The sequence below is a fragment of the Thiofractor thiocamini genome (genome assembly GCF_055384375.1).
Genome location: NZ_AP042389.1, coordinates 2116878 through 2132879 on the forward strand (window position 1 = coordinate 2116878; position 16002 = coordinate 2132879).

At 35.4% G+C, this 16002-nt stretch carries 18 protein-coding genes; 5 read left to right on the forward strand and 13 right to left on the reverse strand.

What is annotated here, in order from left to right; all coding sequences use genetic code 11:
• Positions 1-41: 41 nt before the first annotated feature.
• The 13 genes from ribD to nadA form a co-directional block, all read right to left on the reverse strand.
• Entirely contained in the window at positions 42-1049 is a 1008-nt protein-coding gene (gene ribD / locus ACZ47B_RS10660; RefSeq protein WP_464894511.1) for a bifunctional diaminohydroxyphosphoribosylaminopyrimidine deaminase/5-amino-6-(5-phosphoribosylamino)uracil reductase RibD, read from the reverse strand.
• Positions 1043-1468, reverse strand: coding sequence for an LSm family protein (locus tag ACZ47B_RS10665; RefSeq protein WP_464894512.1), 426 nt, complete (start codon positions 1466-1468; stop codon positions 1043-1045). The genes ribD and ACZ47B_RS10665 overlap by 7 nt, the downstream gene beginning before the upstream one ends.
• On the reverse strand, positions 1458-1820 hold the full coding sequence (gene rbfA, locus ACZ47B_RS10670) for a 30S ribosome-binding factor RbfA (protein ID WP_464894513.1): 363 nt from the start codon (positions 1818-1820) through the stop codon (positions 1458-1460). Before rbfA ends, ACZ47B_RS10665 begins: the two co-directional genes overlap by 11 nt.
• Positions 1813-4440 (reverse strand): translation initiation factor IF-2, encoded by a 2628-nt coding sequence (gene infB / locus ACZ47B_RS10675; RefSeq protein ID WP_464894514.1) that lies wholly within the window; start codon positions 4438-4440, stop codon positions 1813-1815. The genes rbfA and infB overlap by 8 nt, the downstream gene beginning before the upstream one ends.
• Entirely contained in the window at positions 4433-4696 is a 264-nt protein-coding gene (locus ACZ47B_RS10680; protein ID WP_464894515.1) for a DUF448 domain-containing protein, read from the reverse strand. Before ACZ47B_RS10680 ends, infB begins: the two co-directional genes overlap by 8 nt.
• A 4-nt stretch (positions 4697-4700) precedes the next feature.
• Complete coding sequence (thrB, locus tag ACZ47B_RS10685; protein WP_464894516.1) at positions 4701-5582, reverse strand: homoserine kinase; 882 nt, start codon at positions 5580-5582, stop codon at positions 4701-4703.
• Position 5583: 1 nt separating this feature from the next.
• A complete protein-coding gene (locus ACZ47B_RS10690) occupies positions 5584-5856 on the reverse strand; it encodes a hypothetical protein (protein WP_464894517.1) in 273 nt (90 codons plus the stop codon).
• Between the two features lie 191 nt (positions 5857-6047).
• Positions 6048-6932, reverse strand: coding sequence for a UDP-3-O-acyl-N-acetylglucosamine deacetylase (gene lpxC / locus ACZ47B_RS10695; protein ID WP_464894518.1), 885 nt, complete (start codon positions 6930-6932; stop codon positions 6048-6050).
• A gap of 218 nt (positions 6933-7150) precedes the next feature.
• Positions 7151-8518, reverse strand: a complete 1368-nt coding sequence (gene pgp6 / locus ACZ47B_RS10700) for a peptidoglycan metallopeptidase Pgp6 (RefSeq protein ID WP_464894519.1) — start codon at positions 8516-8518, stop codon at positions 7151-7153.
• 11 nt (positions 8519-8529) lie between these two features.
• A complete protein-coding gene (locus ACZ47B_RS10705; RefSeq protein ID WP_464894520.1) occupies positions 8530-9528 on the reverse strand; it encodes a DHH family phosphoesterase in 999 nt (332 codons plus the stop codon).
• Complete coding sequence (gene flhB, locus ACZ47B_RS10710) at positions 9529-10584, reverse strand: flagellar biosynthesis protein FlhB (RefSeq protein ID WP_464894521.1); 1056 nt, start codon at positions 10582-10584, stop codon at positions 9529-9531.
• A 10-nt stretch (positions 10585-10594) separates the two neighbouring features.
• Positions 10595-11413, reverse strand: coding sequence for a carboxylating nicotinate-nucleotide diphosphorylase (nadC, locus tag ACZ47B_RS10715; protein WP_464894522.1), 819 nt, complete (start codon positions 11411-11413; stop codon positions 10595-10597).
• 141 nt (positions 11414-11554) lie between these two features.
• Entirely contained in the window at positions 11555-12547 is a 993-nt protein-coding gene (gene nadA, locus ACZ47B_RS10720; RefSeq protein WP_464894523.1) for a quinolinate synthase NadA, read from the reverse strand.
• Positions 12548-12661: 114 nt separating this feature from the next.
• Here nadA and plsY point away from each other — a divergent pair, with 114 nt between their 5' ends.
• The 5 genes from plsY (at position 12662) to ACZ47B_RS10745 (ending at position 16002) form a co-directional block, all read left to right on the forward strand.
• The gene (gene plsY, locus ACZ47B_RS10725; protein ID WP_464894524.1) at positions 12662-13288 is read left to right on the forward strand and encodes a glycerol-3-phosphate 1-O-acyltransferase PlsY; all 627 of its coding nucleotides are present in this window, start codon (positions 12662-12664) and stop codon (positions 13286-13288) included.
• Positions 13285-13617 (forward strand): dihydroneopterin aldolase, encoded by a 333-nt coding sequence (locus tag ACZ47B_RS10730; protein WP_464894525.1) that lies wholly within the window; start codon positions 13285-13287, stop codon positions 13615-13617. Before plsY ends, ACZ47B_RS10730 begins: the two co-directional genes overlap by 4 nt.
• Before the next feature lie 89 nt (positions 13618-13706).
• A complete protein-coding gene (gene hsrA / locus ACZ47B_RS10735; RefSeq protein WP_464894526.1) occupies positions 13707-14378 on the forward strand; it encodes a homeostatic response regulator transcription factor HsrA in 672 nt (223 codons plus the stop codon).
• Entirely contained in the window at positions 14357-15670 is a 1314-nt protein-coding gene (locus tag ACZ47B_RS10740) for a sensor histidine kinase (protein WP_464894527.1), read from the forward strand. Before hsrA ends, ACZ47B_RS10740 begins: the two co-directional genes overlap by 22 nt.
• 80 nt (positions 15671-15750) lie before the next feature.
• Positions 15751-16002, forward strand: a complete 252-nt coding sequence (locus ACZ47B_RS10745) for a YfhL family 4Fe-4S dicluster ferredoxin (protein ID WP_464894528.1) — start codon at positions 15751-15753, stop codon at positions 16000-16002.

The window sequence follows — 16002 nt, forward strand, 5'->3', positions numbered from 1 at the left end:
TGATACTTTTATATAGTTTGGATTTTAATGAAATTTTATGATTAATTATCTTTTGAGTCAAGCCACAACAGTGTATCCGTATCCGATATGTCTTGCCAAAGGAGCTTGAAGTCGATTTTGAGATTTAAATTTTTACCGGGTTTCATGGATGGGGAGATAAAAAAAAGACACCAATCGATCATATCTTTTGTAGCCTTAAGCATTGAATTACCACCTTCTATCATTATAAAGTTATAATTTTTTGTGATTTCAAAGCTATCTGATATATAAACTTTTCTCTCTTTTACATTAAAAAGAGGAATGGTTTTATCAAAATCATCTCTTTTTGAATATATTAAAATATCGGGAGCTTTGCCTTTTACCATTCTGCTATCAAGTGTGGGTCTGTCGACTCTTACCGTATTGCCTCCGATGACCAAAAGATCGATCTTGTCTCTTAATTTATGTACATATTCTCTTGAAGTTTTACTGCTTATGATGCCTGTATCGTAACTACCGTTTAGATTGGTTGCGATCTTAAAAAAAACAAATCTATCCTTTTGCCATTTTTTAAACGGGTACAAAAGAGTATCACACTCTTTTTTTAAAATGCCGGTTTTTACCTTTATGCCACGATCTTTCAATCTTCGTATACCGCCCTTTGCCTCATCATTTTCTTCTGTTGAGCCTATAATGACTTCTTCAAATGACAAAGTTGAAAGCAAAAGGGAGCAGGGTGGGGTTTTCCCAAAGTGGTTGCATGGCTCCAAAGTTACGTATATTTTGCAATTTTTAAACATATTGTTGTGATGTTTTAAGAGATAATCGTGTATTTGAAAAGGATCTTCCAAATTTTTAATGGTTTTATCGTCTGTTAGTAGTTCATAAGCTTCTTTTACGACACTTAGCTCAGCATGAGCCTCGCCTTGCTTTTTGTGAGCAGCTATGGATAAAATCTTTCCGTTTTTATCGACTATGACTGCTCCCACTGCAGGGTTTGGGTATGTAAGCCCTTGATATTTCCATGCTTCTTTGAGGGCTAAGTTTAGATAAAATTCGTCATTTACCATTCAAAATATGTTCTTGCTTTGTTGATATCACTATATTTTAAACTCTCTTTTTTGCCGTTGTATTCTACCGTGATACCGTCATTGTCCGCATGAGTTAGCTTTGCTATCATCTTTTTGGAGTTATTTGTTTTTAATTTTATAGTCTCTCCGACTGAATTTATAAAATGTTTTGGCTTTTTTAAAGCTCTTTCAATCCCAGGAGAGCTGACCTCTAAAAAGTATGACTCACCGGTAGGAGGATTCAAGTCGATTATCGGTGAAATGATATGAGATATTTCAGCACATTTATCAAGCGTAATGGTTTCATCCGAAGTTATATAGACTCTAAAAATCTTTTGATCGTTTTCTTCGGTTAACTCAGTATCATAAAGTTTAACCCCGTTATCTTTCAAGATGGATTCTAGTGTATCATTTATCATTGTTCAACTCTTTTTCTATCTTTGAAAACAGTTCCTCGGTTTTTTGTTTTTTTTGCAGTTTCTCGTCGAATTTGAAGTGAAATTTGGGGCATCTAAACCACCCTTCGTTTTGAAGCGTATAATTTTCAAGATAACCCCTGACTTTTTTTAAGTGTTTTAGAACATACGCTTTTTCCTCGTCGTTAAAAAAGCTTTGATCGAGGTAAACATCTGCATCATACTTGCCTCTTTTGCAATCAACTTCAGTAACCGCCAAGGATCTTAGCATACTGTCATTCAAAGTTGTAAGGGCTTCGGAGATAATTTCTCTTAAGATACTCTCAACTCTTTTTAATTTTACACTTTTATTCAAACGTAGCCTTCTCTTCTACTTTTTTAAAGCTTTCAAGGTAATCACCTACTTTTATATCATTGTATCCTTCTACGCCGATACCGCACTCATAGCCTTTTGCCACTTCTCTGACATCGTCTTTGAATCTCTTGAGTGATGATATCTCACCTTCATATATGACGACACCGTCTCGTATGACTCTTACGCTCACACCTCTGTTGATAGTACCGTCAGTTACTATACATCCTGCAATCGCACCGACTTTTGGTACCATGAACACATCTCTAACTTCAGCCTGCCCAAGAGCTTCCTCTTTTACGATAGGTGATAAAAGACCGCCAAGTAGAGCTTTTACATCATCTATCATATCATATATGACATTGTAAGTTTTTATCTCAACACCTAATTTCTTCGCTTCTTCTTTTACCGCTCCGGTCGGTCTTATATTGAATCCCATAATGATACAGTTTTCACTTGCTTTTGCCAAGGCAATATCGCTTTGAGTGATACCACCGACATCACTGTGTATGATATGAACTTTAACTTCTTCATTTTTAAGTTTTTCAAGACTTCCTTTTATAGCTTCCAAACTTCCAAGAGCATCTGTTTTGATGATAAGCGGAAGTGATTTTAGCTTGCCTGATGCGATTTGTGATGTTAGTTCTTCAAGTGAAACTTTTGTACTTTTTGATAACTCTTTTTGCCTTTCATATTCAGCTCTTTTAAGAGCAAATTCTCGTGCAGTTTTTTCATCCGGAGTTGAAAAAAGTTTTTCTCCTGCGCTTGCTATGTTGTTAAGTCCTACAACCACTCCGGTTTCTCCGGGGAGTATATCTTTTATATTTTTACCGTTATAATCTATCAATGCCCTTACTTTTCCGTAAGCACTACCGGAGATGATATTGTCTCCGACTTTCAATGTTCCGTTTTTGGATATGACAGTGGCAACCGGACCTCTTCCCTTCTCAAGCTTGCTTTCAACAACTATGGTTTTTGCATATGCTTTTGGATTGGCTTTAAGCTCGAGTATCTCAGCTTGCAAAAGTAATACTTCCAAAAGATCGTCTATACCTTCTCCTGATTTTGCAGAAACATTGACAAACTCATAATCCCCACCCCAGTCAACCGGAGTGACATCAAGCTCGGCCAAACCTGATTTGACCATGTCAGGGTTGGCTGTTGGTTTGTCTATCTTGTTAATTGCAACTATAAAAGGGATACCTGCAGCCTTGGCATGAGAAATCGACTCTTTTGTCTGAGGTTTTACACCATCATCGGCCGCAACTACTATGATAGCTATATCTGTTACCTGGGCCCCACGAGACCTCATTTGGGTAAAGGCTTCATGACCCGGAGTATCGATGAATGTTATCTTTTTACCATCTTTTTGTACTGTATAAGCTCCTATATGCTGAGTTATACCCCCATGTTCACTCTGAGTAACATTAGTTTCTCTTATCTTATCCAAAAGAGATGTTTTACCATGGTCGACATGTCCCATTATGGTTATGATAGGAGGTCTTGCTACCATCTCTTCAGGATTGCCTTCATCATATATCTTCTCATAGTCAAATTCATCTACAGGGTTTGTTATGTTCACATCTATATCAAATTCATCACTTAGGATTTCAATGGCATCTTTATCTAAAAAGTCATTTTTTGTGACCATGACTCCAAGAGCAAAAAGAGCTTTGATGATATCACTTGGTTTTTTTGACAGCTTTTCAGCAAACTCGTAAACTCTTATCTCTTCAGGTATATTTATAGTTTTAATATCTTCAGCCTTTGTTTCAACTTTTCTTTTTCTTCTTTTTTTACTTTTTCTTTGGATGCCTTGCTGTATGAAAGATGGTTTTTTAACCGTTTTTACATGATTTGGATCAAATGTTTTAGTTCTTTTTTGTTTAACTTCTTCCTGCTTTACTGTGAAGTCCGGCAATACGACCATATCATCTAAAAGATCAAGTTTTACATCGCTTAATTCTCTGTTTGCCAAGATATCTATTTGTGAAGAATCCTCTTTCTTTGCAGTGGTTTTCTTTATCTTCTTTGCCTTTTTTTTCTTTTTAGCGGCATCTTCAAAAGCTTTTGGCATTTCAAAGTCATTGGCTTTGTGGGAGCTTTTAGGTTTTTCTTCTACTTTTGGTTTCTTCTTTTTGACTATAACAAAACCCCGCCTTTTTTTGATGCTTGCAGTTGCCAAGGTCTCTTTCGGCTTTTCTTCCTCTTTCTTTTCGGTTTTTTCTTCCTCTGTTTCTTCCGGTTGTTTGGTTTTGGCTTCTTTGGCTTCAGGTTCTTGCCTCTTTGTACTCTTTTTAGAAGTTTTTGGCGCAGCTGTCTGTTTTTCAACCTCTGTAGTTTTTGAAGTTTTTTCTTCCTTCTTGGCTTTAGGCTTCTCTTTTTTGACTTCTTCTTTTGGTGGTGTCTTCTCTTCTTTTTTGGGTGTTGCTTCCTCTTTTGATTCGGTAGCCTCTCCTCTGTCACCACTCATTATAAAATTTACCAATCTTTCGGCATTTTCGGGTGTAACCGAGCTGTTTGCAGCTTTGACTTCCATACCAAGGTCTTTGGCACTTTCAACTACTTCTTTGCTCTTCATGCCCAATTCCTTGGCAATTTCGCTTATACGAACTTTATCCATTAAATACTTTCTCCTTGTATGTTTCAACCATTTTTAAAATTTTTTCTTTATCTGTTTTGCAATATCTTTGTAGAGATTTTGCCAATTTGTCATTTTTTTCTTTAAAAAAGCAATCATTGCAGATATAAAAACTTCTCCCTATATTTGTGTAAGCAATGATATTTTTCTCTTTACATTGCAGTCTTATAAGTTTTTTCTGCTCGATTTTTCTACGGCAGACGATACACATTCTATATGGCATATGTTTGCTTATCATTATATCAAAAATTTACTTTTAAACCTATATTGTCAAAATCAACTATCTCAACCCTAAAATATGGAAATCTTAACCTTAAAGCATTTGCAATGTTTTTAGCATCATCCCTATATACAAGATTGAAAAAAGTTGATCCACTACCGGAGAGTGTGCTCATCAAAGCCCCCTTCTCAAGTGACACTTTTTGAACTTCAAAAAGTTTTTTCATATTGGACATTCTTCTGTCTTGATGAAGTCTGTCTTTGGATGCAATCTTTAAAAGATCCCACCTTTCGCTAAAAATCGCACTGCTTAAAAAAGAGCTTCTTGACAAATTGTATACTATATCTTCTATACTGTACTCTTTTGGAAGAGTATTTCTTGATTTGGCTGTGGACATCGCCCTGTTTGGTATCACGACAATAGCCTGCAAAGATGATGGCATATCTTTTTTTTGTGTATAAACTTTACCCTCTTCAACTACCGAAACTGTAAACCCTCCGTAAACTGCGGGAGCTATATTGTCCGGATGACCTTCATATACAAGAGATTCGTTTAAAATATCCTCTTTGTTTATATCCCCCGTGCCATGAGCGTAAGCGGCTGCAACGGCACTTGTAATGACTGCTGAACTGCTGCCTAAGCCTCTTGATACCGGGATTTTATTGTAAAACTCAAATCTAAAATCATCTCTTTTCCCAGTTATTTTTTCATATACTTCATAAAAAATTTTGACAAAAAGATTATTGTTTTTAAATCTTTTTCTATCTGAGCCTTCACCTTTTATGGAGAGACTGAAAAAATCACTCTTTTTTATAATGGCTCTATTGTGTAGATTTAAAGCGATTCCCAGAGTATCAAATCCGGGGCCTAAGTTTGCACTGGTTGCCGGTACGTCTATAGTCATTCTAACTCTTTGCAACAGCCGGAAGTACGTACAATGGCAATGTGTCGTCAGAAAAATCTTTGTGATTTAAACTCTTTGGCAAATAAAATTCTCCATTTTTTTTAGGCGTTATTGTATCTAAAATTATATTATTTCCCTCTTTAACAAAGTATGTTTTTCCCAATGCTTTTATAGGGGCGTTATTGTTGAAGTAAAAACCGTCAACTGCTTTAAATATGATATTTTTGGCAATCGAGTAACTTTTTAAAAATACGTAGCTTACTTTTATGGCCATAAAGCTACCCGGCCCTTTTGCATAGTACAATGCGGTTATATTATATAAAGAATGGATTTTTTTAAAAAAAATAGGTAAGGCAATACTTGTTTTATCATTTGACTTATAAGTTTCAAAAAGTTTTCTATCTTTATATAGTCCTATTATAAGTGGCGTTGTCAGAGATATGACAACTACTTCGATATTATCTTTTATGCAAAAGCCTTTGTCAAACTGTAGGATGATTCTTCATCGTAACTTTTTATTTCATAATTAGATGGATCTTTTAGAATTTCCAAAGTCAATTGGTGGTTTAAGTCATGACTTCCCGCAAATGAAGAGTAACTTCCGATAACAGGCATACCAAGAAGACTCAAATCCCCTATGGCATCAAGGATCTTATGTCTAACAAATTCATTTTCATATCTCAAAGGATCACTGTTTAACATTTTGTTATCATCCAAAACAATAGCGTTATCCAAAGACCCGCCAAGAGCCAAACCCATGCTTCTTAGCATTTGTACATCTTTTAAAAACCCAAAAGTTCTGGCTTTTGAGATATGTTTTATATAATCTTTTTTACTGAAGACAAATTCATACTCCTGCTTACCAATGACTGGATGATCAAAATCAATCGTAAAATTGTACTTGGCTGTTTTTGAAGGTGAAATTTTTGTATATTTGTTGTTTGTTCTGTAGGCAACTTCTTTTTTTATGATCATTATGTTTTTATTTTTATTCAACTCTTTTATGCCCGCTTCATCAAGAAGCATACAAAAACTTGTTGCACTTCCGTCCATAATGGGAACTTCTGCAGCATTAACACAAATTCTTATATTGTCTATACCGTATGAATATATAGCTGAAAGCAAATGCTCTATCGTCGAGATAACGGCACCTTCTTTTCCGATAACCGTCGCCATTTTCGTATCGACTACATTTTCAGGTTTTGCCTCTATGGTAATATTTAAATCCGATCTAAAAAACACAATTCCGCTATCAGCTTCCAAAGGTTCAAGTATGATTTCTACAGGGTCGCCTTTATGTAGACCGATACCCACACCTTGGACTTTTTTAGCTATTGTCCTTTGTTTCACCCAACTGTCTCCGTTTTAAAATCCTACATGATACTATAATTTTACTTAAAAAGCAAAAAAGCAAAAATTGGTACTGACCGAATAAAACTTTTACACTCATTCTCAAAATTGCATCCTGCAATTTCTCCGAGGCTAAAATTTGGATTTGCATCCTTGCAAATCCTTTTAAATTTTAGAACCGTTAGAAAGTTCTATTCGGTCAGTGCCAAAAATTGTGCCTATTTTTTATCTATAATTTTTTTTGCATCTTTTATGATATCAAATATATTGAGTTTCATCCAGTTTTTATCCATCCACTCTTTTGGATATACTTCGACACCCTGGATCAATACTCCAAAATGCAAATGATCCCCCAAGGCCATTCCTGTTTTTCCGGTTTTTGCAATGGTTTGATTTCTTTTCACCATATCATCTTTTTGAACCAAAAAGCTCGAACAGTGTCCATAAAGAGAGTAGAGCCCCAAGCCGTGATATATGATGATATTGTTGCCATATATACCGTTGAAGTGCACAAAGACAACTTCTCCCTTGTTGGATGACTTGATCTTTGCCATTTTAGTGCTTGCAAGATCTATACCAAGGTGATATGAGTTACTTACTTTCCTGCCTTTGTAAAGATAAGTTCTATAATCGCCAAAACTTGCTACGGCAGCACTGTTTTTTAGTGGATAAAAAGGTTTGAGATAAAAGTTTTTTATCAAAGATTCGTCAGTCTTGGAACTTACTTTGTGGATCAGTGCCTCGTTTTTCTTTCTTATTGTCTCATTTATATATACAAATTGTTTTATAGGTGCTTCTTTGGAAAGTTTTGGAGCAACTTCTTCTATGAAATTTGCAACTTTGCCGTTTAAAAAATTGTCACTTAGTTTTATGGTACTTTTTCTATACTTCATGGGTTTTATAAAAAGTGCTACATGAGCTCTTGAAATATTGCCGGCTTTGTCTTTGGCAACTATATCGGCTCTAAATTTTTTCTCTTTCACCGGCCATGCCAAAAGTGATATATAATATCCCTTTTTATAAAAAGGAGTCGGATAAAACTTTTTTTCAAACGGAGTTTTTATATAGAGCTCTTGCATATTTTTATCACTAGCTTTGAAAATGACAAGTGCGCTACCGCCTTTTCTTATGCCGTATGAAGAGTTTATAGTGTAAAGTTCAGGTCGTTTTTTATCCGTTATGATATTTATGGTTTTTTCAGCGCTGTTTCCGGAGAAAAAGTTCCATTTGCTTGTATCGACTGTTTTGACGGTAAGCTTGAACTTATCTTTTTTGTAGATAAAGCTTGTATTAGGCGCTTTGATCATAAGGTGAATAGACGGTGAAGGATTGGTATAGACTTTGTTGGCAACAACTATGGAGTTTTTTCCATCACTCAAAGTGGCATTGACGAATTTTATCCCACTGTCATCTTTTAACAATATATCAAGCGGCTGTTTCAAGTTCCAGTATATCTCATTTTTAGTAATGATGCTTGGTTTGTTTCTTTCAAATATTTTAGAACTGTATATAAAAAATGCTCCAGCTATTAGTGCCAAAAGTATGATCACGGAAATGATACCCGCATAACTTTTTTGTCTTCTCACTTTTAAATCCTTCAATTTTTAATTTTTAAGATAATATCCTGTATTATATCATTTGTATCTTTTATCTTTGCTGTAAAGCCTGCAGCCCTCTTGTGCCCGCCTCCGCCATAGTGTAGAGCTATTTGTGAGCAGTCGATACTGTCATCTTTACTTCTTAAGGAAAATTTTATAAATTCTCTATCTACTTCATACATAAATATACTTAAATGTACAGTTGCAAGTGACAATCCAATGTTTACAAAAGAGTCACTGTCACTTCTTAATGCGCCTGTTTGTTTGAAATCATTCAATGTAATTTTGGATAGACAAACAGTCGCATTGTTTTTTAGAGTGAGAGCTTCGAGATATCTTTGCATCAACCTTATCTTCGCCAGTGAATTTCTGTTTGTAAGCATATTGGATATGTTTGCAGGATTTGCACCTTTTTTTACCAGATAAGCGGCTTTTTCAAATGTCTCTTGCTTGACTCTGTCAAATTTGAAAAAGCCGCTATCCTCCACAAGAGCGGTATATAAAGAAATGGCACACTCTTTGGTGATTTCGTATGTAAAATATTGCAAAAAATCCAAAACAACAAGAGAGGTACTCACTTTTGTGGGATCAACTATATTTATATCGGCAAATTTAGTGTTTGATTTGTGATGGTCAAATGCAATCATAGAAGGTACAGATGCCTTGTCGATGCCTATCCTTTCAAAACTTGCCGCATCAACACATATCAAAAGATCGAAACTTGACGGAAGTGATGATTTTATCTTGGTATATGATGGGAGAAAGTCGAACTTTTTAGGTAAAGCTTCTTCTTTGTTGAAGTAAGTTATCTTTTTACCTGTTTTTTTCAAAGCGATTCCTAGACCAAGCATAGAACCAAGTGTATCCCCGTCCGGATTTATATGGGATGCCACAACTATATGATGAGCATCTTGTATCATTTTATAAGCTTTTTCATACTCTTTTATCATTTTTATATCCTCTCTTTTACCCATCCTCTCATCCTCCCATTCACTCATCTACCCATCCCCTCTTGCTTTATATACAAAAGCCAAAACTTCCGCTACTGCTTTATATAGAGATTCAGGTATGGTTTTATCTATATCACATATCTTATACAACTCTCTTGCTAGTGGTGGGTTTTCGACGATTTGTACTTTATGTTTTCTTCCTATCTCTTTGATCTTCAGTGCAACTTCATTTGTGCCTTTTGCTATCACCACCGGAGCTCTGTCTTTTTGTCTGTCATATCTTATGGCTACTGCATAGTGGGTAGGGTTTGTTATGATAACATCGGCGTTTGGGACTTCCTGCATCATTCTTTTTTGTGCCATTTCCATTTGGATTTTTCTGATACGTGCTTTTATCTGAGGATCGCCCTCCATCTGCTTGAACTCATCTTTGATCTCCTGTTTACTCATTCTCAAATCTTTAAAATATTGATATCTTACTATCAAAAGATCCGCGATAGAGAGTATCAAAAAAAGTATCAACATGACTGAAGCTAGAATAATTATCTTATCTCTTAGCCATATGATTTGATCAAATATGGAGTAGTAGGCAACATGAGGAAGCTGTTTTATAAAAGAGATAAAAAAGTATGACGCCACAATGAAGACAAAAGAGACTTTCAAGATGACTTTTATGCTTTCTATAAGTTTTTTTACAGAGAAAAGATTTTTCATACCTTTTATAGGGTCTATTTTTTTTAAATCGGGTATCAGTGGTTTTGTAGAAAATATAAAACCAAACTGTACTACATTTGCAAGTATTCCGGCTATCGCTACTAGTAAAGCGATGGGAAGTATGGATAAAAGCAACTCTTTTGAAGTAAATATCACCATGGCAAGGATGCTGTTTTTGGTCAGTTCACTGCCGATAAATGAACTATAGTACCTGTAAAGTTCTTCCACATGATCGCCGATATATTTCGTAAGAGTCAAAACGGCTATGACAGCTACAAAAAGAGTGATGAAGCCACTGAAATCCTGGCTTTTTGGAACATTGCCTTCCTCTTTGGCATCTTCTATCTTCTTGGAGGTCGGCTCTTCGGTTTTCTCCTCGTCATCAGCCATGTTTTCCTACCTAATCATATATCTTCATGGAAAAATCAAGCCAGGTAGCCTGGTGTATAAGACTTCCACTGCTTATGGCGTCCACTCCTGTTTTTGCAAATTCTTCGATATTATCTTTTGTGATATTTCCGCTTGCTTCAAGAAGTATATGCGGGTAGTGTTTATCTCTGAAGTTTACAACTTCTGATATTTCATCGATTGGCATATTGTCACACATTACCATATCACTTCCACATTCCATGGCATATTTTGCATCTTCTACACTCTCACATTCAACTTCTATCTTTGTAGTATAAGGAAGCTTGTATCTGGAAGTTTCTATAAAAGTTTTCAAATCATCTATGGTTTTCAAATGTGTATCTTTGAGCATCAAGCAGTCATCCAAACCCATCCTGTGATTGCTTCCGCCTCCGCATCTTACGGCATACTTTTCAAAAATCCTAAGAAGCGGTCTTGTTTTTCTCGTATCGAGAAGTTTTACTCGGGACTCTTTTAGATATCTTTTGTAACTGTTTACATTTGTCGCTATGCCGCTTGCATGTTGAAGAAGGTTAAGAAGAGTTCTTTCGCACATAAGTATTTTATTGGATTTTCCTTCAAGTGCTACGATGATATCCCCGTTTTTTATCTCATCACCATCTTTTTTAAAAAATTCAAACTTTATCTTTTCAACTTTACAAAGAGCTTTTGCATAATCAACCCCTGCTAAGATACCGTTTTCTTTTGCTTTTATCTTGGCTTTAACTTTTTTCTTTTTACTGACGAGCCTGAAAAGATCTCCTCTTCCCACATCTTCTTGAAGAGCTTTTTTTACAAAATTTTTTATCAAATCAATCTCCTTTATTGGGTGAATGGGAGGATGGGTAAATATTTTTAAGCTTTGCTTAAAAATTCTCATACACTCATACACTCATACACTCATACACTCATACACTCATACACTCATACACTCATACACTCATACACTCATCTACTCATTCATCATTCTATCAAGTGCTACTTTAGCCCATTTGATGACATTCTCATCTACTTCTATCTCATTTTTGAATTCTTGGTTTTTTATGGAGATCAAAGTATCGTAAAGATCTTGCAAAGTTGTTTCATTCATAGTCGGACACTCCGGTTTTGTCGAGGAGAGTATGTAAGTATTTTTCTCTCTTAGTCTGTTTACCATGTTAAATTCAGTCCCAACTGCTACTTTTTGATCGAGCGGCAACTCTTTTATGTATTTTATAAGTTGGCTTGTGGAGCCTACGAAGTCGGAATTTTCACAAACTTCAGGTTTACACTCCGGGTGTGAAGCTATGAGGATATCCTGGTATTTGTTTCTGTAAAACTCTATGTCATCCACGCTAAAGAGTTGATGAACCGAACAAAAACCGTTATAGCAAAGTATGTCGGCACTCTTTAGATCTTTATCTTCTCCTATGATGGCTGATCTAAGTCCCATATCTCTTGCCACATTTGCCCCAAGACAACGATCAGGAACAAAAAGTATCTTTTTACCCTCTTTAAGTGCTTTTGATATGATTTTTTTAGCGTTTGAACTTGTACAGACATAACCTCCTAGTTCGCCCACTCTTGCTTTTACCTCAGCACTGGAGTTGATATATGTTATAGGTATAAAGTCATCTTTTGTTATACCTTCATTTTCCAAAATATTGACATTTTTATCAAAATAATCCACATCTATCATCCTTGCCATCGCACAGCATGCCGCTTTTGGCATAAATACCCGTTTTTTAGGAGAGAGTATCTTTACACTTTGTCCCATAAAACCGACTCCGCAAAAAACAAGATAAGGGTTTTTATCTTTTGAGGCTATTTGGGCTAATTGCAAACTGTCCCCACTGAAATCCGCCATATCAAAAACTTCATCTTTTTGATAAAAGTGTGCTACGATAGTTACAGGTAATTCTTCTTTTAATTTTTTTATCTCAATTTTAAGTTTTTCATTATCCAAAATATATCCTTTGGTAATTTTTTTGTATTATATCAAAAAGTGTCAATATTTTATGATAAAATATCACAATAATTTTAAAACCCAAATTTGGACTAAAATAACAGAAAGGTATAGATGGATTTTTTAACGAACATAAATGTACAGTTTTATATAGCGGCTTATTTGATAGGCGGCATTCCTTTTGGACTGTTGCTTGGAAAATATATAGGCGGAGTTGATGTTAAAAGTGAAGGAAGCGGCAGTATCGGTGCTACAAATGTTTTAAGAGTGCTTAAAAAAAGAGACCCCTCTTTGGCAAAAAAGTTAGGAGCGGCCACATTGGTACTTGATGCTTTAAAGGGACTTGCCGTACTGCTTGCCGCCTCATTGGCTGGAGTTAGCGAAGAGACCAAATGGGCCATAGCCGTATTGGCTGTTATCGGTCACTGCTTCAGTCCGTACCTTAAGTTTGAGGGGGGAAAAGGCGTGGCAACGGGAGTGGGAGTGATGATATATATGCTACCGATTGAAACTATCATAGCCATAATAGTTTGGGCGGTTGCCGCAAAAACCATAAGGATTTCATCTCTCTCTTCGCTTTTGGCTTTGACGACTCTGGTCTTAGCTTCTTTTGTGATACACCCGGATATTCCCGTCATTCACACACATGCACCGATAATCATACTCTTTTTTATAATTGTCTATAAACATATACCCAATATCATGGGACTTTTTCAAGGAAAGGAGAAGAGAGTCATATGAATCTGTATGCTGTAAATATAAAAGATTTGACTTTGGAAGTTATCATAGGTGTTTTGGAAAGTGAAAGAAAAAACAGACAAAAGATCATCTTGAATGCTACCATAGAGTATGATTTGGATGAACATTTTTTGGATTATACGCAAGCTGTGGAAGCCATCATAAACCTGCTTGAGTATAAGATGTACGATACTCTTGAAAATGCACTAAGTGGAATTTGTAAAGCTTTGAAGCTTGACTTTCCGGAAATCAGAACTATAAAAATGGGTATATCAAAGCCCCAGGTTTATAAAAACTGCCTTGTAGGAGTGGAAATTTTAAAAAAGTATTAAAATTTTTTTAAAAATTTATTAAAATAACTTTAAATTTTGCTAAAAATATGTTATAATCTCATTTAAATTTTAAATTGATAAGGAATATTATGAGAATATTGATCGTAGAAGATGAGGTTACTCTGAACAAAACAATTGCCGAAGGGTTGCAGGAGTACGGTTATCAAACCGATAGCTCTGAAAATTTCAAGGATGCGGAGTATTTTATAGGTATAAGAAACTATGACTTGGTCTTGACTGACTTGATGTTGCCTGACGGCGACGGTATAGATCTTGTTTCACTAGTGAAACAAAAGTCTCCAAGAACCGCATGTGTCGTCATCTCTGCAAAAGATGACAAAGAGAGCGAGATAAACGCTCTTAAAAACAGTGCCGATGATTATATCAAAAAGCCTTTTGATTTTGATATACTTTTGGCAAGGATCGAAGCTAGACTTAGATTTGGCGGAACAAATGTTATAGAGATAGATGACTTGGTTATAGACCCGGATGAAGAGAAGATAACTTATAAAGGGAAAGAGATAGAGTTAAAAGGTAAACCTTTTGAAGTATTGACTCAACTTGCAAGACACAGTGATCAGATAGTATCGAAAGAGCAACTTCTTGATGCTATATGGGAAGAGCCTGAGCTTGTAACCCCGAATGTTATAGAAGTAGCTATCAACCAAATAAGACAAAAAATGGACAAACCTCTTAACATTTCTACTATAGAAACTGTTAGAAGAAGAGGTTATAGATTTTGTTATCCAAAAAAATCATAAATAAAAACAGCATAAGAAATAAATTCATATTGCAATTAGTTGTCGCTTCGGCGGCACTGATTGTGATATTTTCTACTATATTATTTAATTATATAAAAATTTCCATCTATGAAGATATAGCAAATGATCTTCAAAAAACAGCAAGATTTTTTTCTACCTCTTTAAGATATAAAGACGGGGATATAGATATATTTAAACCTGATGAGAGCATTCCAAATGCCAAGATATCAGTTGTCATAAGACCTGACCTACCTCTTAGGGTATCTTATGAACAATTCAACCGGAACAATAAACACTACATACAGCTTTACTATCCGCTCGATATAAAAAAGTTTACATTTGTATCCGTTACCAAAGATGTATCCTCGACCGATACACTTCTTGAAAAAATTTTGAAAAATATTTTTATCATAAACGGTGTTACGATGGTATTTATCATTTTTTATGCACTGTTTCTATCACAAATCCTTTTAAACCCGATAAGATCACTCTCTTTTAGACTTTCAAGATTGAACGAGAATTTTCTGACACATATAGATATAGATGATTTGCCTTCGGAGTTTATGCCGCTTGGCATCAGTATAAACAAACTCATAGATAGGATAAAGACTTTTGTCAAATACCAAAAAGAGTTGTTCATAGGTATAGCCCACGAGCTTAAAACCCCTCTTGCGATAATGAAGACAAAAAATGAAGTAACTCTCATAAAAAAAAGAGAGCCTGAAAAATACATAGAGACTCTAAAACTTGACAATAAAACTATCGATGAAATGAATAAAATGATAAGCAATATCCTAGAAATTGGCAGACAAGAGGGTGCGCAGTTTGAAAAACCGGTAGATTTGGATCTTATTGCTTTTATAAAGGAGCATGCCAACAATTTTAAAATGCTAGCACGCCATGAAAATAAAGATGTCATTATAAATTTGACACCGGAGAGTTATGTAGTTAAAACTCAATCAACCCTGCTTTTGCACATATTGCAAAATTTTGTACAAAATGCTATCAAGTTTACTCCTGAAGGTAAGAATATAGAGATAAAAACATACAATGACAATCAGGGCTTTTACATAGAAGTTATCGATGAGGGTCCAGGCATCGATGAAAAAAAGGATCTTTTTGCTCCTTTTAAAAGATTTGGCGATAAAAGCGGAACGGGACTTGGATTGTTTTTGGCAAAAGGTGCCGCAGATGCCATAGGAGCTACCATAAGTCTAAAAAACAGAAAGGATAAACAAGGTACTGTCGCTACCATTTTTCTACCTTTTGTAAATTTTTGTGAAATTACTTAAAAAAAATCACTTCGTTTAAATCTTCTCAAAGCTTTTTTAATGTATAAACTATTTTAATTTTTACAAAAAAGGTTATGAAAATGTCTCTAAAAATTACTGATGAGTGTATTGCATGCGATGCTTGCAGGGATGAGTGTCCCAATACCGCTATAGAAGAAGCTGATCCCATATATATCATTGATCCGGATATTTGTACCGAATGTGTCGGCTCATACGATGAACCGGCTTGCATAGATGCTTGCCCGGTTGATTGTATCATACCCGATCCGGATAACTTAGAAACTTTTGAGGAGTTAAAGCTTAAGTTTAAGCAGTTACAGGCTGAAGAATAA

Coding starts and splice junctions, on each gene's coding strand:
- ribD (WP_464894511.1), bottom strand. CDS start 1,049: ATGGTAAATGACGAATTTTATCTAAACTTAGCCCTCAAAGAAGCATGG.
- ACZ47B_RS10665 (WP_464894512.1), bottom strand. CDS start 1,468: ATGATAAATGATACACTAGAATCCATCTTGAAAGATAACGGGGTTAAA.
- infB (WP_464894514.1), bottom strand. CDS start 4,440: ATGGATAAAGTTCGTATAAGCGAAATTGCCAAGGAATTGGGCATGAAG.
- ACZ47B_RS10680 (WP_464894515.1), bottom strand. CDS start 4,696: ATGATAAGCAAACATATGCCATATAGAATGTGTATCGTCTGCCGTAGA.
- thrB (WP_464894516.1), bottom strand. CDS start 5,582: ATGACTATAGACGTACCGGCAACCAGTGCAAACTTAGGCCCCGGATTT.
- ACZ47B_RS10690 (WP_464894517.1), bottom strand. CDS start 5,856: ATGGCCATAAAAGTAAGCTACGTATTTTTAAAAAGTTACTCGATTGCC.
- ACZ47B_RS10705 (WP_464894520.1), bottom strand. CDS start 9,528: ATGAGTGAATGGGAGGATGAGAGGATGGGTAAAAGAGAGGATATAAAA.
- flhB (WP_464894521.1), bottom strand. CDS start 10,584: ATGGCTGATGACGAGGAGAAAACCGAAGAGCCGACCTCCAAGAAGATA.
- plsY (WP_464894524.1), top strand. CDS start 12,662: ATGGATTTTTTAACGAACATAAATGTACAGTTTTATATAGCGGCTTAT.
- ACZ47B_RS10730 (WP_464894525.1), top strand. CDS start 13,285: ATGAATCTGTATGCTGTAAATATAAAAGATTTGACTTTGGAAGTTATC.
- hsrA (WP_464894526.1), top strand. CDS start 13,707: ATGAGAATATTGATCGTAGAAGATGAGGTTACTCTGAACAAAACAATT.
- ACZ47B_RS10745 (WP_464894528.1), top strand. CDS start 15,751: ATGTCTCTAAAAATTACTGATGAGTGTATTGCATGCGATGCTTGCAGG.